This is a genomic window from Paenibacillus sp. USHLN196 (genome assembly GCF_037144955.1).
Classification (GTDB): Bacteria; Bacillota; Bacilli; order Paenibacillales; family Paenibacillaceae; genus Paenibacillus; species Paenibacillus xylanexedens_C.
In genome coordinates this window covers 83,843-101,355 of record NZ_JBBCYH010000004.1, presented here as the reverse complement: position 1 = coordinate 101,355, position 17,513 = coordinate 83,843, and the positions used below count along the sequence as shown (strand labels likewise).

Genomic DNA, 17,513 nt, shown 5'->3' with positions numbered 1-17,513 from the left:
AGGGTACATGGTGGTACATGGTGGTACATATGTGAGTGTACATACTGAAAATCATATATGGAATAACACTTATGCCACAGAGAACAGCAAACCAAATACCCCTTTAACCGTGTAATCATGCGGCTTTGGGGGTATTTGGTTTGCATTATTTTATGTTGGGCCGTTCTACGTATCCGTGCGCACATCATCCCAGTCCTGATCCAGGTAACAGATCAGCCAGTTCAATGCACGGTGACGTTCATAGGCCACCCCACCATTCAAACCAGCGGGAGGTGTTCTGTCATTTACCCGACTATCCACACACACCCAGTTGTAACGGTAGATTATATCTGCTTCATCCAGAATCTCGCTCTTGCTACGCAGAGATGCATCCGTGAGAAAGTCCGTAAAGCTATCCTTCTGCTGCAAATAACCGACATCCTTCCCTACGTTACACAACTCCGTTGGTGCGCCTAGTTCCTTCACATAACCAAGCGCCCACAACATCACGTGGTACGCTTCATATCCCCAGGAGAAGGCTATGATCTCCTGCTGCTCTGCTCCGTGCTGATCGATAAACCTCTTCTCTACGGGTGAGAAAAAGGATTCAGCCTCATACTTGTCAATCACTTCCTGAACCAGTGCTGCGGTATCTTCCGTACTTTCGCCAGCTCCCAGACACTCTCCTTTAAGCGCAGCAAGACACAACGAAACCGCACGGCGCGCGACCTCCGCTTCACTCCGAATCGTCGTGTGCTCGTCTCCGGCTCTTGCGGGCAAGTTCGCATTAAACGGAACCCCTTGTTCGGTTAAGCGTTGCTCTGATCGCGCTTTACGTTGAATTGCAGACTTGGACTGGGGTGTATCGCCATCCAAGAAACTGGTGTGTGCTGTCACGGTGTAATCCTCCACCTCAGAATCTCCATTCACATCCAGCAATAGCTGGCCTTGTGCATTGAGCAGAGATCCACCTCCCCAGAAGATGACGGCATCCAGCGCATCAGCTATACGCAATAACTCGTCATAGAATTCTTCCGAGATATCTTCTTCCGTCTCAATACCAATCACCATGTTCAGTGTGGAACATTTGATCAGTACCTTTTCCTGGAGCGCAGCATTGTGCCCTTCAATCTGACTCAAAAAACCAAGCATCCCTTGAATCATTGTCGTAAATTCCTCTGGATGTGTCTGGCTGGTCATGATATTGAAACCCTTTGATTTCTTACTGAACCACTTCTTCTGAGTCACTTGAATGTGAGTCTTGTCTTCCTTACGCTCAATGGTACCCTCTGGATAAATGGATTGAACCACTTCAAACAGCTGATCCAGGTCAAACTGAGAGCTATATATCGCACAATTTCTCATGAAGTTCACCCTCTTCTCTGACTAATCCTTGTATGGATCGAATTCATTACCTCCAGCCATGGCAACACCTACCGGACGCAGCACATGGTTGATTTTCAGTGTATTCGCATGTGCGTTCAGTACGTCTTGCAGTTTCTTGTACACAAACGGACTTTCGTCCGTGCCCGCTCCCCGGAGCTCAACGCCATAGGCACGAATTGCTTCATTCATCTGTGCTTCACTAATCTCACCACCCATGCGTGTGCGCAGCTTGTAGTTCATTTTGCCAGCCGCCTGCGTTCGGCTCATCGTACGCCCTGCTCCGTGCACAGTGCTGCGGAATGATTCGGTATTCTCTTCGCTGTGGATCCCCTCCACAATTACCGAGATATCTCCCATGCTTCCACCGACAAAACCGAGCTGCCCGGGTGCCAGCGGCGTTGCGCCTTTGCGGACCACGACTACCTCTTCACCCATATGCTGTTCTTTCCAGGCAAAGTTGTGATGGTTATGAACGGCATATTCAGCACTTGCCCCGAGAATTCCAAGCACCTGTTCAATGACATAGTCTCGTCCTGCATAGGCATACCGGCCCGCCAAAGTCATTGCGTCCCAATACATATCACCCATTTCGCTGTTCAGGTCAAACAACGTTGGCGGTTGATCCATCGATTCGCCAGGAGCTTTGCCACTGAACTGACGCCCTGCGGCAAGGTTAAGGAACCCACTCGCCACTTTATGACCGAACCCGCGGCTGCCAAAATGATTCGCGATCCATACCTTTCCCGTTGCCTCTTCTACAAAAATATCCACAAAATGATTGCCACTGCCTACAGTCCCAAGCTGGTTGCGTACTAGTGTCTTCAGCTTATGCTGTAATCCCGGTTCAATGGTATCCAACAACTTCCAGCTCGCATCATCAAACAATTCATGATCCACGGGAGTTGGATTATTGCGGCCCACGCCGAAAGAAATGGTCGAATTGATGTCATCCATGATCTCTGCGATCTGATTTCGAATATCGTCCCACATTAGATTCGTGCGCACAGCCTTGTTGCCACAGGCAATATCGTATCCGACACCTGACGGACTGATCATATTCCGGTAAGCGACCACACCACCGATGGGCTGTGAGTAGCCTTTGTGATGGTCGGCCATCAGAGCCACACCCAGTACATCTCCATATTGCGAGCAAGTCACCGCCTGACTTACGGCGTTCTCCAGCGGCTCCCCCCAGACTTTAATGTTATCCACGATTCTCATACTCTATATAAACCTCCTGTCTTATCAAACACTTTGTATATATTACCAAAAATTATGCCGTATGGGCAGTAAATCAATTCCTGCCGGATGATACACAATGCCACTTCGATTGCAGTGTCCTCTACCAGTCGCTGTACGTTATTGTGTAACTTTAGATTTGTTTTATTTTCACAGATTGTATTTTATACCAAACAAAATGACATATATATATTGCAAAAAGACTCAAATAATATTATCATGAAGCTCATAAGAAATATTTACCACATTATTTTCAATCTCTATGAAGGAGAGGTCAATCATGAAATGGTTTAAAACAAATGGCAATCAGGATGAGCGTATCGTCAATCTGAAAAACAAGGTGTATAAGGAAGCTTACACTTTAATCATGTGGATCTGCGGCATCTCCATCCTGATCAAAAGCTTTCTCAGTTGGGAGACTTACTCCATGCTGACGGAAGTGATCATCCTTCTCGCAGGAAGTATCTTTTTCGGGGTTCGTTCCGTCATGCTGGGCATTTATTCGGATGAAGTTGAGGTCCATGACCAGACGAGCAAAATTTCATATAGCCTGCGCAACATAATTACGGGTCTGATTATCGGTTTTTCTATGGCCTTGTTCCTGGGCATACGAAGTTCCGTTTTGTTTGCCGAAACAGCGAATGAGAAGTGGTGGTTTTTCTTCCTCGTTTTTATTATTTCACTGCTGCTTTATATTCCGCTCTTTGCAGGATTCAATGTCATCGTTCATCACTTCGCAAACAAGGCGAGTCAAAAAGCCGCTCGAAAAGATCAGTGGGATTCATAGAAAGGATACAAGGGTGAATGAGCATGAAAAATATACGATTGAAAGTCGCCCGGGTCGAAAAGGATCTATCGCAGGACGATCTGGCACGGATCGTTGGTGTATCGAGGCAAACCATTGGTCTCATTGAACTGGGAAAGTATAATCCGTCCCTCAGCTTATGTATTGCCATATGCAAGGCACTCTCAAGAACACTGAATGACCTGTTCTGGGACGAAGAGCAGACATAAGCCGGATGGTTCCATTACGAAATCATTTATTATCACGCATATGATGAAGGAGGCATTATTTTGAACTATTTCAGGAAAAGAAAAACGGGTGCTGTACTTGCTCTGACTACCGCCATACTGGCCAATTCACTCTATCCAGCCGGACATGCAGGTGCTGCAGCATCAGCTACCATGGAGACCATTCAGGGGCAGGTAACCCAGGTGCAATCCGCGAAAACGTCGGATGAGAAAATTGCAGAATGGAACGAATGGGCTAGAGATCACGCATATCGACTGGATAGCATCCAGCCTGTGAAGACAGGTCAGGAGCCCGATTCCTTCTCGGATCTGGAGATGCTGAAACCTCTACTCTATGACAAGCGAATTGTGTTTCTGGGTGAAAGCTCCCATGGGGTTGCCGAATTTAATCTGGCGAAGACCCGGCTGATCCAGTTTTTGCATCAGGAAATGGGATACAACATTCTTGCCTTTGAAAGCGGTCTTTCCAACACATCGCTTGCTAATGCCATGGTAAAACAGCAACTTCCCGAACAAACGATGAAAAACTCCATCTTCGGCGTCTGGTGGTCCAAGGAAATCATGCCTTTATTCGATTATCTCAAAACGAGCGCACAGACTGAACGACCCCTGATTCTAACCGTTTTCGACATGCAACTGCAATTCCCACTGTTGGACGGTAACTGGCTGAAGGATAAAGAGCTCGCCAAGCGACTCACACAAACGGAACAAAAGATGTCCAATTTCTCTGCCGGAACGGATCTGAAAGCCTATCGCGCTGAGAAAAATGAAATTATCAAGGTATACAAAGATGTCCTTCAATCCCTGAAATCCAAATCTAACCAGGCCTATCTGCAAAAAGAATACCCGGATCAACCGAAACTTTCCATGCTGCTGGAGCGAAGCCTCAGTGATCGAATTCGTGTAGCAAGGGAATATGTCGATCTTTCGATCCGTGCAACGGCTGAAATGAATGAAGGAAAATATGAGTCGTTTTTTGATTCCATGGAGTGGCGTGATCAGGCGATGCATGACAATCTCATGTGGCTCGCTACCGAAGTGTATCCCAACGAAAAATTTATTGTATGGGGACATAACGATCACATAAGAAAGGCGCATAGCGAAGTCATGGGCTCGCCCTATCCCATAACCATGATGGGAGAAAAACTTTCGGAAGAAATGAAAAAATCAAGTTATGTTTTGGGATTGTATGCATCCAGCGGTCAAACGGCCGATAATTCCGGCGGACTTCATGCCGTTGAGCCGGCAAAACCCGGTTCCATTGAAGGCATCATGTCAGCAACGAATACACCCTACAGTTTTCTGGACCTGCGGTATCAGAACAGGGAAACAGGCAACTCATGGATGTTCGAACCACGATTTGCATACAGCTGGGGCATGATCCCTGAGAGTTTTGTCCCACGCGATCAGTATGACGGCATTTTAATGATTGATGATGTTCATCCACCGCAATATATTCGATCATCCTCATCCGGCTCCAAAGAACAAAGCAAGGAATAAATATAAAAAGAGAGCTGCCAGCTCTCTTTTTTTTGTTTTCCAACTTACGTGTCTCTATTTACCTTGGTCAACTGCACCATAACTCCACGTCGATGTGTTAGCTAATAACAATCGCTGTTTTCGGTCACGAAAACAGAAAGAATGGTCAATTAAGATGCTTCCGGTACCCCTGAACCTTCTCATCCTTGAAACCGAGTTTCTCATAGAAAATATGCGCTTCCTTACGCTGATCGCCAGACACCAAAATCATGTATTCACATTCGAGATCTCTCGCAATCCGCTCAATCTGGAGCATAAGCTTCTGACCGATTCCCTGTCTTCGTACCTGATCCGATACAATCACATTCTCCACAACCATGAACGGTTTACATTGGCCTACCAGATCCATACACTCAATCCCCATAACAGACCCGACAAGTTCGCCATTGTAAAATGCACCCAGAACGTGATAATGACCATTCTGCTGTATGTAATGAAACATTTTCTGCATCTGCTGCTCGTTCGACGGCGTTCCTATTAACTCATGATATAGTTTGCTTAAAGCCGATAAATCCTGCAGTTCAATGGCCTTGATTGTAACCATAACCTCTCCCCCTGACGTTCTATCTAATTGGTGTTCTATTATTCTATCTTAAGTGAGGTCCTTCTTGAAATAGTAGTGATGATGCCCTCTTGGTGCATTCTCTATCGTTGTGATCAATTGGTATCCGTGCTTCTTGTAGAATTCTGGTGCCTGGTACGAGAAGGTGTTCAACATAACAAAATCACAGGATTTCTCGTGCGCAAGACGTTCGACCTCATGTAGCAATTGGGAGCCGTAACCCCGATGCCGCTGATCAGAATCTACCCAGAGAATATCAAGTTCGATCCAGTTCCAGCAAAGTGTACTGAGCACTCCTGCAACAATTTCGCCAGCCTCATTTTTGATATTAAAATTCAATTCTTCGTACCGATTCCTTAATTCCTCACTCACATGGGTCGCATTGTATGCGACTAATTGCTGGCGAACATATTCCGAATCTTGCGCTGTACTTGGCGCTATATTCCCTTTAAACATCTCCTACACTCCTTTTATCTAAGTAGTTTATAATTTAAGATAATATAATTCATCCCCGATAGGAGAGTAACACACGTTGCAATCCATAATAATGCCAAGTCCACCCTGATATCAGTTAGCAAACTAAACGGAACATGGTTCAACAAAATCGCAATGATGGCTGCCACCTGAAGCACCATTTTGATCTTACCATACCGATCGGCTGCGAGAGCAATGCCCTGCTCTGTCGCTACCATCCGTAACGCTGTAATGACAATTTCACGTCCAATAATGATTACAGCAATCCATGAACTGATCATATTCTCCTGAACCATGATGACCAGCGCGACCGCAATCAATAATTTGTCTGCTAACGGATCAAGAAGCTTTCCCAGATTCGTGATCTGATTATATTTTCTCGCCACATATCCATCCAATTTATCCGTACCTGCCGCTACTGCAAATATAATTAGTGCAATCATCACGCTTTGCTGATTGAGAAAACAGATCATAAACAATGGAATCAACGCGATTCTAGCCAACGTGATTTTATTTGCCAGATTCATTAGATATCTCCACTCCTCACATCCATGTTGGCTAACTAACCTTTTTTCCATTTACGAATTCGGGTCCGAAAAGATTTAAAAGGGGCTACCGAATTAATCTGGATCCACTTCACCATAGCCCACCCGGGCTTCGTTCCCGTCCACTGCCTCATCCCTTGTACAAATAATTCCTCTTCACTCAGTGAGTCAATCCAGTTCTGCCACTGTTGTTCTGTCTCCCGAAACAAAGAGCGCAGCTCCTCCAGCGTATAGCCTGAATACTTTTCGTAAAATGATTCATTTAACGGCCCCAATTGGTTCCATTTATACCCTGGTGCCGGCATATGACTTTCATGTCCCAACTGTTCATTGCGCTCCCAGTCCATCACCAGGTTCATCCATCCCAGCTGGTAGGCAATCATCTGGGCAGGGGTCTTATCCACACCTTCAACCCGCTTATCTTTGTCACTGTTATGGATGTCATTGAATTCACCCTCAAACAATACATAGGTGCGTCGAATCGTCTCACTTAACTCATTCTTCGATGCATAAAGAACTCCAGGCACGCTACTTCACTCCCCTCGTTTCACCGTTATACATGAATCAGAATCATGGACTCTATCATCATTTCGACTTGATTCCATAATCATCCTTTTTTTTCAGTTTGCGCTATTCATTTCTGTAAGAAAAAGGGCAGTCTGTAAACAATACAGATGCCCTTTACTCAACCTATTTTGCTATATCAGTATGTTCCTGAACCCAATTCTACAAGGCTTCCTTAATCACCCGCTTATAGTACCACACAGACAACAGGCCAAAAATCGAATATAACAATGTATAGACTATCATGACAATGACCGTGGGTGTCGCCAGCTCCGTACCAAAGAAGAACCAACCTGATTTCACGGCAAAGTAACTATGGGTCAGTCCCACCACAAGCGGAATACCGAAGTTGAACAATTGCTTGATCTGAATTCCCCGCAACAGATTACCTTGCGTAAATCCGAGCTTTCGCAAAATAGTATAATTGTCCTTCTCCTCTTCACTCTCATTCATTTGCTTAAAGTACAGGATACATCCAGATGTGATTAAGAATGTTAGACCAAGGAAACCAACAATGAACATAATCAAGCCCATATTGTTACGTTGATTGTTTTTGAACTCAATCTGGGAGAAGCTTGGCGCTTCCAACTCCAGTTTCTTATATACGGCATACGCCGCTTCAGCCTGCCCCTCGTTCAGAATACGCACACCATAGTAGTCAATCCGCTCGGGTTTCTGCAGCTTGGGATCGATATCCTGTCGCAGCTGCTGATATACCGTTTCATCCACTACCGCAACTGGCGTACCCCCAGTGTAGTACGAAGGAAGCACTCCCTGTTTGGTGGTTCCGATCAGTTGTTGGTCCAACGTTTGCTTCAACCCATGCAAGACGATTGAACCTGTCTCCTGAATGGAAATCAACTGCTGAATGGCATTTCCGTATCCCATGAAGACCACTTCACCTGGTTGCAGATCGATGTTATCTACCATATTGTCACTGACTACACTACTGAACAGGTATTGTTCCGTCATGGACTCATCCATCACTGCTTGTGCATCAATTTCAATGTAAATGGGCTGTCTATGCTTCTCTTCATATGGAATCTGTTTGTGTTCCAACTCCGCTACAAAGCGATTTTTCACCTCCGCCTGAGCAAAAGAGAAATCCTCCGGCAAGCTTTCCTTGGCCTGAGCCTCTGCCGAATAATACGAAATGTAACTGAGTGACAGCATGCCAATAGCAAGCGCCGACACGGTTGTAATAATTGTAAGCAGCAATGCATTGGACTTCATGCGGAACATGATTGAAGATAAAGACAACACCTCATGAATGGTAAGGTATCCGTTTTTACTTTTGCGAATCAGATTAAAAATAAAACTTACCGAACCCTTATAGAACAGGTATGTCCCCAGTATGACCGAGAAGAGAATCAGGATCATCGTATACATCAACTGCTGCATATCCATTGCCTCACCACTGAATAACCGTGCAGACAAGAAGTATCCATACACAATGAGGGCAATGCCCAAGACGCCAATAATCATCTGTCCGACAGACATCTTCTGTACCTGCTGCTCCGAAGTGGCCGATACCCGAAAGAGCGAGAGAATGCTCTGTCTCTTAATAAAGGTGTAGTTCATCAGCATGATGAGCAGATATATCATCGTAAAGACAATCACCGTTTGCATCAGCGCCATCGGAGAGAAATACAGTTTCGTAATCGCGTCTACACCGAGAATTTTGAACAATATCATCAATACGAGCTTGGACGCAAGGAACCCAATCAACACACCAATGGCCATGGAGCCAAAATAGAGAATACTGTTCTCCGCACTCAAAATGCCAAAAATTCTGCCCTTCGTCAGTCCGATCAATTGAAATAATCCAATTTCTTTGCTGCGCCGCTTGATAAAGATCGTATTGGCATAGAGCAAAAAGATGCCGACAATGACGATTAACAGTACTGAAGATGCACCTATAGCCGCCGCACCTTTCGTTGAAGCAGCCACCTCATCCATGGAAGGATCATACTGTAACGTCACAAAGGAGAAATACAAGGCCACACTGAACACAAGTGCAAATACATATAGATAATAATTCTTTAGATTTTTCCTGAGATTGCGGAAGATGATATAACTCAAGCTCATTGCTGCACACCACCCAACACGCCCTGGGTTTTGATAATGTCGTTGAAGAACGATTGCCTGGACTCGTCTCCTTTATTCAGTTGGGTATAGATCTGACCATCACGAATGAAGATCACTCTGCTGCAGTAACTTGCGGCAACCGGATCATGGGTAACCATAATAATGGTTGCCTTTCGTGCACTGTTCATATCACTTAACTTGCCGAGCAGATCCGAAGCGGACTTGGAATCCAGCGCTCCTGTCGGCTCATCCGCAAAAATGATACTTGGTTCGTGGACAAATGCTCGTGCTGCCGAAGTCCGCTGCTTCTGACCCCCTGAAATCTCAGATGGATACTTGTCTTTCAGTTCGTAGATTCCCAGTTCACGGGCGATCTGTTCAAACTTCCGGTGTGCCTCCTGCTTTGGAATGTTCGTGATGGAGAGCGGCAATAATACATTTTCCTTCACCGTTAGCGTATCCAGCAGATTGTATTCCTGAAAAATAAAGCCCAGATGATGCTTGCGAAATTCAGCCAGCTGTTTCTCCTTCATTCCGGTAAATTCCTTGCCCTCAATATCAATCGTGCCCTGGCTCACCCGATCGATGGAAGAAAGTACATTAAGCAGTGTTGTTTTGCCTGAACCCGAAGGCCCCATGATACCGACAAACTCTCCCTTGCTTACCCCGAGATCAATCCCCTTCAGCACTTCCTGTTTATTTAATTTATTACCGTAGACTTTATGAATTTTTTTGGCTTCCAGTATCCACATATCCCACTCACTCCTCTTTGATCTTCTGCAAAATGCTCATGTCTATATCATAATCGGGATGTGCAGTGTTATCGTGCGATTCACCGAACAAAACCAAAAAGCATGTGACATTGTTGTCACACGCTTGCAAGATGCACCATGTCGTTTTTTCGCGGAAAAGTAAGTGTGACGGTTGTGCCCTCGCCAGGAGAAGATTCTACATGAATGTTCATATGAAGCGTCTGGACCACCTGACGAACCAAATATAGCCCCATCCCGGTAGCCGCCCCATCCATTCTGCCTCGGGTGGACGTAAATCCTTTATCAAATATACGTGGTAGATCTTGCGTCTCAATCCCTCGCCCGTGATCCTGAATGATCAGTACAATATGTCCATCCTGTTCCCGCGTTTCAATAAGAATATCGGATGAATCACTATACTTCACCGCATTGCTCAGCAACTGCCGGATAATAAATCCTAACCATTTGCTGTCTGTCAGCACGCGAGTATCCGTGAGCGAGACATCAAAGCCAATGCCTTTGGAAATGCACCACGATCTCAGGGCTCGAATCTCGCCCTTCAGCACCGGTTCAAGTTCCGTCTCTTCGATGAACAAGTCATTGTGCATAAATGGAATCCGCTTCTGGTGAAGCTGCTGATCCAGCAACTGATGGATTCGTAGCCATTCATATGTCATTTGGCTCTGTAGCTTGTCATCTGGCAAACGCTCGATCATGAGTTGCAGCGCAGTCAGGGGTGTCTTCACCTCATGAATCCAGGACAACATCTCATCCTTCTCCTGTTCCAGAGCGATAAAATGATGTGATGACTCCTTATGATAACGCTGCGTCTGGGAGGTAATCGCCTCGTGTACGATGAGTTCATACGGACTCTCGGCGATGTCAAGCTCCCCAAGATCATAGGTATGATCCCAGGTATTTAACTTTTTATAGAAACGGGACTCTTTCGGGTATCTCGCCCAGATAAAAACAAGACATACCACCACATTGAGTACTACGATATACGCTACAGATCTGAATGGAATGGACGAGTCCATGTAGGCCACAAATAAGATAATAAGCTGCATGCTTACCAGTAGCCCCAACCAACTAGCCTTTTCTCGTATGTACTTGCCGATCATGCTTCCGCCTCTTCCGTTGCCATGTAGCCCTGACCTATTTTGGTTTCAATGTAACCGTCCAATCCAATGGGTTCAAGTTTCTTCCGTAACCGATTAACGTTAACCGTCAGCGTGTTGTCACTTACAAAATGCTCGTGATCCCACAAACTCCGGATGAGATCTTCACGGGTAACAATCTGATTTTTGTGCTCGACCAGCACTTTAAGGATGAACATCTCATTTTTGGTCAACAGGACAGATTCATCCCCGCAGGTCAACGTATTTTTCACATATTCAATAGCAGCACCGCGCCAGGTTCGGAGTTCAGTATGCTCTGTGTTATAGTTGTACACCCTCCGCAAAGTCGCTTGGATCTTGGCAATCAATACATCGAAGTGAAAAGGCTTCTGGATAAAATCGTCTGCACCCAAATGCATGGACATGACCATATCCGCGGGATGATCCCGTGAGGACAAAAAGATAATCGGCACATTGGAGTGCGAACGAATAATCCGGCACCAATGAAATCCGTCATATTGAGGTAACTGAATATCAATAATGACCAATTGCGGCTGAATCCTGCTGTACTCTTGCAATACCTTGCCAAAGTCCTGCACACCGTACACGTCATACGACCACTGGGACAAACGTTCCTTGATTTCACTGAATAACGATTCATCGTCTTCAATGAGCATAATTTTAAACAAAAGATTTCACCTACGTTTCTGATCTTCTAAGGTTGAATAAGTCATTAGACTCCGTTATTACGGGTGACCGATATCGTTATGAATCGTTCTTCCGATCGCTGTTACCAGTGTACAGGGAAATCCACAAGAAAACGAGCAAAATGAAGTATACGATATTAACTCTCGGTGGAGTGTATAACATGGCTTGCATCACTGTGTTCGTCGATCCGCTCGATCAACTGCTTCGCTACATCTTGTGGCGATCTTAATTGGCCAGCCTCATATACCTGACTGAATAGCCCGGATAGCGCAAATTCCTCTGCACTCTTTCCGCGTGCAACAGCCTGTAACTCTGTGTCGACCATGCCCGGATCAAAAGCAATAATCTCAACAGGATTCAGCTTTCCCGTTTGCTCCAAGGATACACATTGAGTGAACATGTTCATGCCTGCCTTGGATGTACAGTACGCTGTCATGGAAGGCGCGGGATAACTTCCTGAACCTGAAGAGAGATTAACAATTTTACGTCTAGCGGACAGGTGATTCGTGTGTTGAATAAAAGAGGAACTTAATATCATTGGGGCTGCAAGACTGATGTTAAGACTCTGACTTATCTCTGCCGCACTGCATTGATCTATAGGTCTTAGTGGCTCCAGCATCGCTGCATTATTAATGAGTCCAATGAATTCAGCTTCCTGAAGCGGTATTTGGTCCAATATGCGTGTAATCAAATCGTCAATCCCGGTCAGGTCGGCAAGATCGTACTGAATATGTTGATAACGCCCGCTCCATTCCTCGCTTGATTGCAACAGATCCGAGCTCCCGCGTGAAATACCGTAGACCCAGTCACCCTTGGCTAATAACAACTCTGCAAGCTGTAGACCGATTCCTTTCGATGTACCTGTAATGATAAAGTGTCTTTTTCCTGTTCCCATTCCGATACCATGCCTCCTCTATTTTCAATCGATCATATCGCCATACCATATAAGCTTACGAATCTTTCTTTCTCCACAACGTAGCCCATAGAAACGGTACACCAAAATACGGTTCATGCTGCTTCATCGCCTTCATTGCACGGAACTCTACGCATTCGAAGCCATCTTCCAACATATATCGTAGCTTCTCCTCCGTGAACGCCAGACCACCTCGCATCGACTTCTCTTGATACACCTGCCAATCATTCATAACGATCTCCGGCCCACCAATATCACCAAAACCCGGAGCGAAACAAGTCATTCCAAAGTATCCTCCAGGCCGGAGTGCATTGTGGATCATCTCTATGTAGGGAATACGCTGATGTGGTAGTAGATGGTGCAGACAACCCGAGTCGTAGACAAGATCATATTCTTGCTCCGGAGCCAGTTCGAACACCGATCGACATTCAAAATGCACGTCCAGCTGCTCTTCTGCAGCCCTCTCTTTAGCCCAGGCAATAGCTGTCTCCGAAAGATCATAAGCATCAACCTGATATCCTTGGCGGGTCAGATACAGCGCATTTCTGCCCGGCCCACACCCCAGTTCCAGTGCTTTGCCACCACGTAACAAACTTGCGTTCACATGTGCTACCAGATTCTCATCCGGTTTGTTTGGAAAAAAGGGAATAGGTCTGTTCCGATCCTCATAGAAAGGTTCCCAAAACTGCTTGGCAGATCTGAAGTCCGCATCGAGCATATCATATAGATCCTGTACACTTTTAATCGTCTTTTCCACAACCACATTCCTCCTTAAGTTCTGCATCCCAATCTTCATTTCTAACTATTCATTCCTCGTTATTTGCATGAAATCAGCCACACTCAATTATAACATTTTTACCCAGTAGTTCTCTATTTTTCTTGTGCTTTTTCACTCATAAATACAGGTATACTCTCAACAAAAAAACGACCGACATGGGATGTCGATCGCTTGAAATAGTATCTGTTTTCAGTTGTAATTTACTTTGCCCGTTCCAGGACGGCGAAGTAATTCCCTTCGTTATCAGCAAAGTTGAAGACACGCCCGGTTGGCATCTCGACAATCTCTCCCAACGTTACATGTTTACTAGATAAGTCGGCATATAATTGATCCAGATTTTCAGTGAAGAACATTAACGAAGGTGTGCCCAGATTTACACCTGCTGACATCCGCGCCACGAACTCCTTGTCATGGAGAATAATACTCGTCTGCGAATCTGGGGTAGGCGCAATCTCAATCCATCTCATGCCCTCATCCAGGTTTACTTCATCCACAATATGGAATCCCGCAACTTCCGTCCAAAATGCCAGTGATTCATCTTGATTGTTGACATACAACATTATCTGGCCGACTTTGCTAAACATGCATCATTCACTCCTCTAATTAAGTAATCTCCCAACATTCTGCTGATCATTCCTTTAATTCCAATAGAGTATAACATGCAGGACGGCTTTTTTATCATCTTTTTTAGCATGTACACTTTACATTTCTTGCGCGGCTTTTACCTTCTTCGTAAGATAAAGTACAACATCATCGTCCATTATCGTTTCTTCACCCGGCTGAATGTAATGATCGTGCTTGTGAACCCCGTGACCGTCTGGTATGTATCCGCGATGGGCATATAGAATTTGCGCTTTGCCATAGTCGGAAAACACGCCTACACCAATGCCTGCCACATCTGTTCGTTCCAGAATAACTTCCTCTGCTCGGTCCATAAGCCGTGAACCAATACCTTGACGCTGGTACTTCTTCAGCACATTAAAATCGTTGATTTCAGGAATCCCCTGCTCCCTGAATGCTGGATAATATGATGCCCATAATACATTGACGTAACCGGCAAATTCTCCATTCAACTCCGCAACCAAGGTCACACGTTCCCCATTCTGCTGTTCGGTCAGGTAATGAAGATACTGCTCGGCAGATTTTTGCCATCCCTGCGCTTGAAAAGCCTGCGAGATTACAAGTGGATCATTCTCATTCAAGAGGCGTATATGTATTTTCATCACAGCACTCTCCCTTTACAACAGGTTTGTTGATTCTTTATATTCCTAGTTTTTCTCTAAGCGATGTGATGTGGGCAACATGATGTTTGCCATGCCAAGCATACATGCCCAGATTGTAATCCAGTCTCGTCGTTTCTTGCGATGAGGGATGATAGAATTGTTTGGCATAATCTGCATCCGTCAACGCGTTTAACAGAAACACCCAGCGACGATGCAGCGCATCCAGAATTTGCAGCGAGAATTCGATATCCAGGTCTCTTGAATCACTCAATTCAGCCCAGCGTTCTTCATAATAAGGCCGAATCGTAGGTGTATCCTCTGTCAGCGCCAGCTTGAAACGAATCATACTGTTCATGTGGCTGTCTGCCATGTGGTGAATGACCTGTTTGAGCATCCATCCACCTTCTCGATACGGTAGACTTAATTGCTCTTCACTCAGTCCTTTAACCGCATCTCGGGCGCGTTCAGGCAACTCAGCAATGTCCTGAATCCACTGCTCTCTCTGTGCAGGCGTAACCTCGCCTGTGTGTTCAAATGTTCCTATCGGAAATCTTTCATCCATCCATTATTCCTCCTTGTGTGTGTTATTCACTATAACTTAAGCTGCTCGAGGAAGTATATTCCATGAGCCAGCAATCTCTCATCTGTCCTTCATGCTGCTCGTGTTTCTCCAACAGTTTGATCTTTTGGAAACCACATTTCTCATAACAGGATATCGCTCGATGATTCCAAGCCTGAGGGTCCATAACCACTTTACTGGCTTGCTGTTGATTAATCAGATAAGCCAGCATGGACTGCATCAACTGTGTTCCAATCCCTTTATTCCAGTAGTCTATCTCACCAATAAACTGGTCCGTTCCATAAATGATCTCATCCGTGTCTCCATAACCATACTCCGATCGTTCTTGATCCTCAAGCTCATAGAACTGAATGTATCCAATCGGATTTCCTCCGTACTCAACGATACAACGAGTAGCATCATCATCCTGATTGTAAAAATGTTCTCTCACCATATCCAGATCATGCGGCCGATCACGGCCTTCATAGTATTGAAGGACTTCCGGATCAGACAGCCACTTCACCAGATGATGTTCATCTTCAATCTCCAAGAGGCGTACGACGATTTCATTCGATTCATATACATTCATCATTCTGCATACTCCTTAACCATACTTTTGAAATAGTACCTTCTCCGTTAAAGATTGAGTTAACCTATCCAACTCAGGTGATGGCATCCAATCATTGGAGGTATCTGCTCCATACTTGATCGTATGAATGACACTATTGGCAGACATATATATATTGTGATGAACTCCCGGCAGGACAATAATGTGCTCTCCTTCACGTATCACTCGAATGGAAAGCATCTGATCATCTCCATAACTGGCATAAGCAATCCATCCGGTTTGCACCACATAAAACTCCGTTACATTGGCATGTACATGACTGTTTTGCCAAGCTCCCTGAGATAAGGCAACCGTTCTGCAATAATAACTGCCATCCTCGGCTGTCATTTTATATTTCTGTTCCCCGTTCGCCATCTGTTCAAAGCTGGTTTTGACACCAGTCTCACCAGTTTTATGTTCCGAAGATTTTGTGTTCAATCGCCTTCAGCTCCTTATGGCCTGCAAAATATACTTGTGTCTAGAGGTCCTCCTGACAAAAACTTCCTTAACTTAAAACATTCGACATAAACAAGTCGATTCTCCTGTTTAATTCGCGATATATCTTTACTAAAATTTGAAACGCATCTCTTCCAATTCCCGTATTAAGGTCGAAGTCATATTTATCCCCAATAGTAAACCATCTGATCTGGAGGTCGAGCGCATGTCATTTTTCAAGAAAATGTTAGCCAGTGTAGGTGTTGGAGCAGCCAAAGTGAATACAGAATTGCATACACCTGAGGTCACGCCTGGAGGAATCATCTCGGGGGTCGTGTACATTGAAGGTGGGGATGTGGAACAGAACGTAGATCGAATCTATCTTTCAATCAAAACCCATTACATACGGGAGCGCGATGATCGCAAAGTAAAAGAAACAGCCGTTATAGCCAAATATTTGCTCACCGAAGGTTTCACATTGCAGCCTGGAGCCAAATTGGAGAAAGACTTCTCATTTGACCTGCCAGAAAACCTGCCTATTACGCTACATCGTGCAGAGGTGTGGGTAGAAACGGGCCTCGATATCTCAAGCGCCGTGGACCCCTCAGACCGGGACAGACTGCATGTCGTTCCTACCAAAGACATGAACACCGTGCTCGATGCAATGGATATCCTCGGCTTCAAACTGCGTGAAGTGACCAACGATTATGCACCGAAACTGGGCGGCAATCTGCCATTTGTTCAGGAATTCGAATATGTGCCAACCAACAAATTCCGTGGGCATCTGGATGAGCTGGAAGTCATGTTCTATCCGATGGGCGATTCACTGGAGCTACTATTACAGATTGATCGCCGCGCTCGCGGACTCAGTGGAATGTTCTCGGAAGCGATGGGCACGGATGAGAGTTTCGTCCGCCTGCATCTGTATGAAAGACATCTGGCGCGGGGTGCGCATTCTGTTGCACAAGGACTGGAAGAAGTTATATCCAAACATATCTGATTGTTATCTGTA

At 45.3% G+C, this 17,513-nt stretch carries 21 protein-coding genes; 4 read left to right on the top strand and 17 right to left on the bottom strand.

The annotated features are described in order from the left end of the window. Positions 1 to 165 precede the first annotated feature (165 nt). Positions 166 to 1,344: a DUF4272 domain-containing protein gene (locus WFI24_RS10370; RefSeq protein WP_336760497.1), complete on the bottom strand. Its 1,179-nt coding sequence runs from the start codon at positions 1,342 to 1,344 to the stop codon at positions 166 to 168. A 21-nt stretch (positions 1,345 to 1,365) separates the two neighbouring features. Continuing rightward, positions 1,366 to 2,586, bottom strand: a complete 1,221-nt coding sequence (locus WFI24_RS10365; protein WP_336760495.1) for an RtcB family protein — start codon at positions 2,584 to 2,586, stop codon at positions 1,366 to 1,368. 298 nt (positions 2,587 to 2,884) lie between these two features. On the opposite strand from WFI24_RS10365, the gene WFI24_RS10360 reads away from it, so the two are divergent. From WFI24_RS10360 to WFI24_RS10350, 3 genes are read left to right on the top strand one after another with little or no spacing between them, the layout of a single operon-like run. Continuing rightward, positions 2,885 to 3,391, top strand: a complete 507-nt coding sequence (locus WFI24_RS10360) for a DUF6773 family protein (RefSeq protein ID WP_336760493.1) — start codon at positions 2,885 to 2,887, stop codon at positions 3,389 to 3,391. Positions 3,392 to 3,414: 23 nt separating this feature from the next. Continuing rightward, on the top strand, positions 3,415 to 3,618 hold the full coding sequence (locus WFI24_RS10355) for a helix-turn-helix transcriptional regulator (protein WP_175399435.1): 204 nt from the start codon (positions 3,415 to 3,417) through the stop codon (positions 3,616 to 3,618). Between the two features lie 60 nt (positions 3,619 to 3,678). Next, entirely contained in the window at positions 3,679 to 5,136 is a 1,458-nt protein-coding gene (locus tag WFI24_RS10350) for an erythromycin esterase family protein (protein WP_336760491.1), read from the top strand. Between the two features lie 145 nt (positions 5,137 to 5,281). Here WFI24_RS10350 and WFI24_RS10345 read toward each other — a convergent pair whose 3' ends face one another. The 15 genes from WFI24_RS10345 to WFI24_RS10275 all read right to left on the bottom strand — a co-directional run bounded on the left by WFI24_RS10345 (position 5,282) and on the right by WFI24_RS10275 (position 16,504). Further along, positions 5,282 to 5,719 (bottom strand): GNAT family N-acetyltransferase, encoded by a 438-nt coding sequence (locus tag WFI24_RS10345; protein ID WP_336760489.1) that lies wholly within the window; start codon positions 5,717 to 5,719, stop codon positions 5,282 to 5,284. A gap of 48 nt (positions 5,720 to 5,767) precedes the next feature. Then, the gene (locus WFI24_RS10340) at positions 5,768 to 6,193 is read right to left on the bottom strand and encodes a GNAT family N-acetyltransferase (RefSeq protein ID WP_336760487.1); all 426 of its coding nucleotides are present in this window, start codon (positions 6,191 to 6,193) and stop codon (positions 5,768 to 5,770) included. Positions 6,194 to 6,207: 14 nt separating this feature from the next. Continuing rightward, positions 6,208 to 6,738: a CDP-diacylglycerol--glycerol-3-phosphate 3-phosphatidyltransferase gene (gene pgsA, locus WFI24_RS10335; protein ID WP_336760486.1), complete on the bottom strand. Its 531-nt coding sequence runs from the start codon at positions 6,736 to 6,738 to the stop codon at positions 6,208 to 6,210. Positions 6,739 to 6,773: 35 nt separating this feature from the next. Beyond that, entirely contained in the window at positions 6,774 to 7,283 is a 510-nt protein-coding gene (locus tag WFI24_RS10330; RefSeq protein ID WP_336760484.1) for a ClbS/DfsB family four-helix bundle protein, read from the bottom strand. A gap of 199 nt (positions 7,284 to 7,482) precedes the next feature. After that, the gene (locus WFI24_RS10325) at positions 7,483 to 9,408 is read right to left on the bottom strand and encodes an ABC transporter permease (RefSeq protein ID WP_336760482.1); all 1,926 of its coding nucleotides are present in this window, start codon (positions 9,406 to 9,408) and stop codon (positions 7,483 to 7,485) included. Continuing rightward, positions 9,405 to 10,160 (bottom strand): ABC transporter ATP-binding protein, encoded by a 756-nt coding sequence (locus WFI24_RS10320; RefSeq protein ID WP_169478920.1) that lies wholly within the window; start codon positions 10,158 to 10,160, stop codon positions 9,405 to 9,407. Before WFI24_RS10320 ends, WFI24_RS10325 begins: the two co-directional genes overlap by 4 nt. Before the next feature lie 116 nt (positions 10,161 to 10,276). Next, positions 10,277 to 11,281, bottom strand: coding sequence for a sensor histidine kinase (locus WFI24_RS10315; RefSeq protein WP_336760479.1), 1,005 nt, complete (start codon positions 11,279 to 11,281; stop codon positions 10,277 to 10,279). After that, positions 11,278 to 11,967: a response regulator transcription factor gene (locus tag WFI24_RS10310; RefSeq protein WP_336760477.1), complete on the bottom strand. Its 690-nt coding sequence runs from the start codon at positions 11,965 to 11,967 to the stop codon at positions 11,278 to 11,280. Before WFI24_RS10310 ends, WFI24_RS10315 begins: the two co-directional genes overlap by 4 nt. Positions 11,968 to 12,122: 155 nt before the next feature. Continuing rightward, positions 12,123 to 12,881 (bottom strand): SDR family NAD(P)-dependent oxidoreductase, encoded by a 759-nt coding sequence (locus tag WFI24_RS10305; protein ID WP_336760476.1) that lies wholly within the window; start codon positions 12,879 to 12,881, stop codon positions 12,123 to 12,125. Between the two features lie 55 nt (positions 12,882 to 12,936). Further along, positions 12,937 to 13,656 (bottom strand): class I SAM-dependent methyltransferase, encoded by a 720-nt coding sequence (locus WFI24_RS10300; protein ID WP_442956209.1) that lies wholly within the window; start codon positions 13,654 to 13,656, stop codon positions 12,937 to 12,939. A gap of 221 nt (positions 13,657 to 13,877) precedes the next feature. Continuing rightward, positions 13,878 to 14,261 carry a VOC family protein gene (locus WFI24_RS10295; RefSeq protein WP_336760473.1) on the bottom strand — a complete coding sequence of 128 codons (384 nt, stop codon included), beginning with the start codon at positions 14,259 to 14,261 and terminating at the stop codon, positions 13,878 to 13,880. A gap of 117 nt (positions 14,262 to 14,378) precedes the next feature. After that, positions 14,379 to 14,900: a GNAT family N-acetyltransferase gene (locus WFI24_RS10290; protein ID WP_336760471.1), complete on the bottom strand. Its 522-nt coding sequence runs from the start codon at positions 14,898 to 14,900 to the stop codon at positions 14,379 to 14,381. Positions 14,901 to 14,937: 37 nt separating this feature from the next. Continuing rightward, complete coding sequence (locus WFI24_RS10285; RefSeq protein ID WP_336760469.1) at positions 14,938 to 15,462, bottom strand: YfiT family bacillithiol transferase; 525 nt, start codon at positions 15,460 to 15,462, stop codon at positions 14,938 to 14,940. Between the two features lie 22 nt (positions 15,463 to 15,484). Continuing rightward, positions 15,485 to 16,048: a GNAT family N-acetyltransferase gene (locus WFI24_RS10280; RefSeq protein WP_336761241.1), complete on the bottom strand. Its 564-nt coding sequence runs from the start codon at positions 16,046 to 16,048 to the stop codon at positions 15,485 to 15,487. Between the two features lie 15 nt (positions 16,049 to 16,063). Further along, positions 16,064 to 16,504: a hypothetical protein gene (locus WFI24_RS10275; protein ID WP_336760467.1), complete on the bottom strand. Its 441-nt coding sequence runs from the start codon at positions 16,502 to 16,504 to the stop codon at positions 16,064 to 16,066. A gap of 223 nt (positions 16,505 to 16,727) precedes the next feature. Between WFI24_RS10275 and WFI24_RS10270 the strand changes: the two genes are divergently transcribed. Beyond that, positions 16,728 to 17,501, top strand: coding sequence for a sporulation protein (locus WFI24_RS10270; RefSeq protein WP_145320007.1), 774 nt, complete (start codon positions 16,728 to 16,730; stop codon positions 17,499 to 17,501). Positions 17,502 to 17,513: the final 12 nt, after the last annotated feature.

Bases quoted from the DNA above. Each gene is read 5' to 3' on its own strand.
- WFI24_RS10290 (WP_336760471.1), bottom strand. From the start codon at position 14,900: ATGAAAATACATATACGCCTCTTGAATGAGAATGATCCACTTGTAATC.
- WFI24_RS10285 (WP_336760469.1), bottom strand. From the start codon at position 15,462: ATGGATGAAAGATTTCCGATAGGAACATTTGAACACACAGGCGAGGTT.
- WFI24_RS10360 (WP_336760493.1), top strand. From the start codon at position 2,885: ATGAAATGGTTTAAAACAAATGGCAATCAGGATGAGCGTATCGTCAAT.
- WFI24_RS10280 (WP_336761241.1), bottom strand. From the start codon at position 16,048: ATGAATGTATATGAATCGAATGAAATCGTCGTACGCCTCTTGGAGATT.
- WFI24_RS10305 (WP_336760476.1), bottom strand. From the start codon at position 12,881: ATGGGAACAGGAAAAAGACACTTTATCATTACAGGTACATCGAAAGGA.
- WFI24_RS10340 (WP_336760487.1), bottom strand. From the start codon at position 6,193: ATGTTTAAAGGGAATATAGCGCCAAGTACAGCGCAAGATTCGGAATAT.
- WFI24_RS10270 (WP_145320007.1), top strand. From the start codon at position 16,728: ATGTCATTTTTCAAGAAAATGTTAGCCAGTGTAGGTGTTGGAGCAGCC.
- WFI24_RS10345 (WP_336760489.1), bottom strand. From the start codon at position 5,719: ATGGTTACAATCAAGGCCATTGAACTGCAGGATTTATCGGCTTTAAGC.
- WFI24_RS10365 (WP_336760495.1), bottom strand. From the start codon at position 2,586: ATGAGAATCGTGGATAACATTAAAGTCTGGGGGGAGCCGCTGGAGAAC.
- WFI24_RS10315 (WP_336760479.1), bottom strand. From the start codon at position 11,281: ATGATCGGCAAGTACATACGAGAAAAGGCTAGTTGGTTGGGGCTACTG.
- WFI24_RS10325 (WP_336760482.1), bottom strand. From the start codon at position 9,408: ATGAGCTTGAGTTATATCATCTTCCGCAATCTCAGGAAAAATCTAAAG.
- WFI24_RS10295 (WP_336760473.1), bottom strand. From the start codon at position 14,261: ATGTTTAGCAAAGTCGGCCAGATAATGTTGTATGTCAACAATCAAGAT.
- WFI24_RS10370 (WP_336760497.1), bottom strand. From the start codon at position 1,344: ATGAGAAATTGTGCGATATATAGCTCTCAGTTTGACCTGGATCAGCTG.
- pgsA (WP_336760486.1), bottom strand. From the start codon at position 6,738: ATGAATCTGGCAAATAAAATCACGTTGGCTAGAATCGCGTTGATTCCA.
- WFI24_RS10320 (WP_169478920.1), bottom strand. From the start codon at position 10,160: ATGTGGATACTGGAAGCCAAAAAAATTCATAAAGTCTACGGTAATAAA.
- WFI24_RS10355 (WP_175399435.1), top strand. From the start codon at position 3,415: ATGAAAAATATACGATTGAAAGTCGCCCGGGTCGAAAAGGATCTATCG.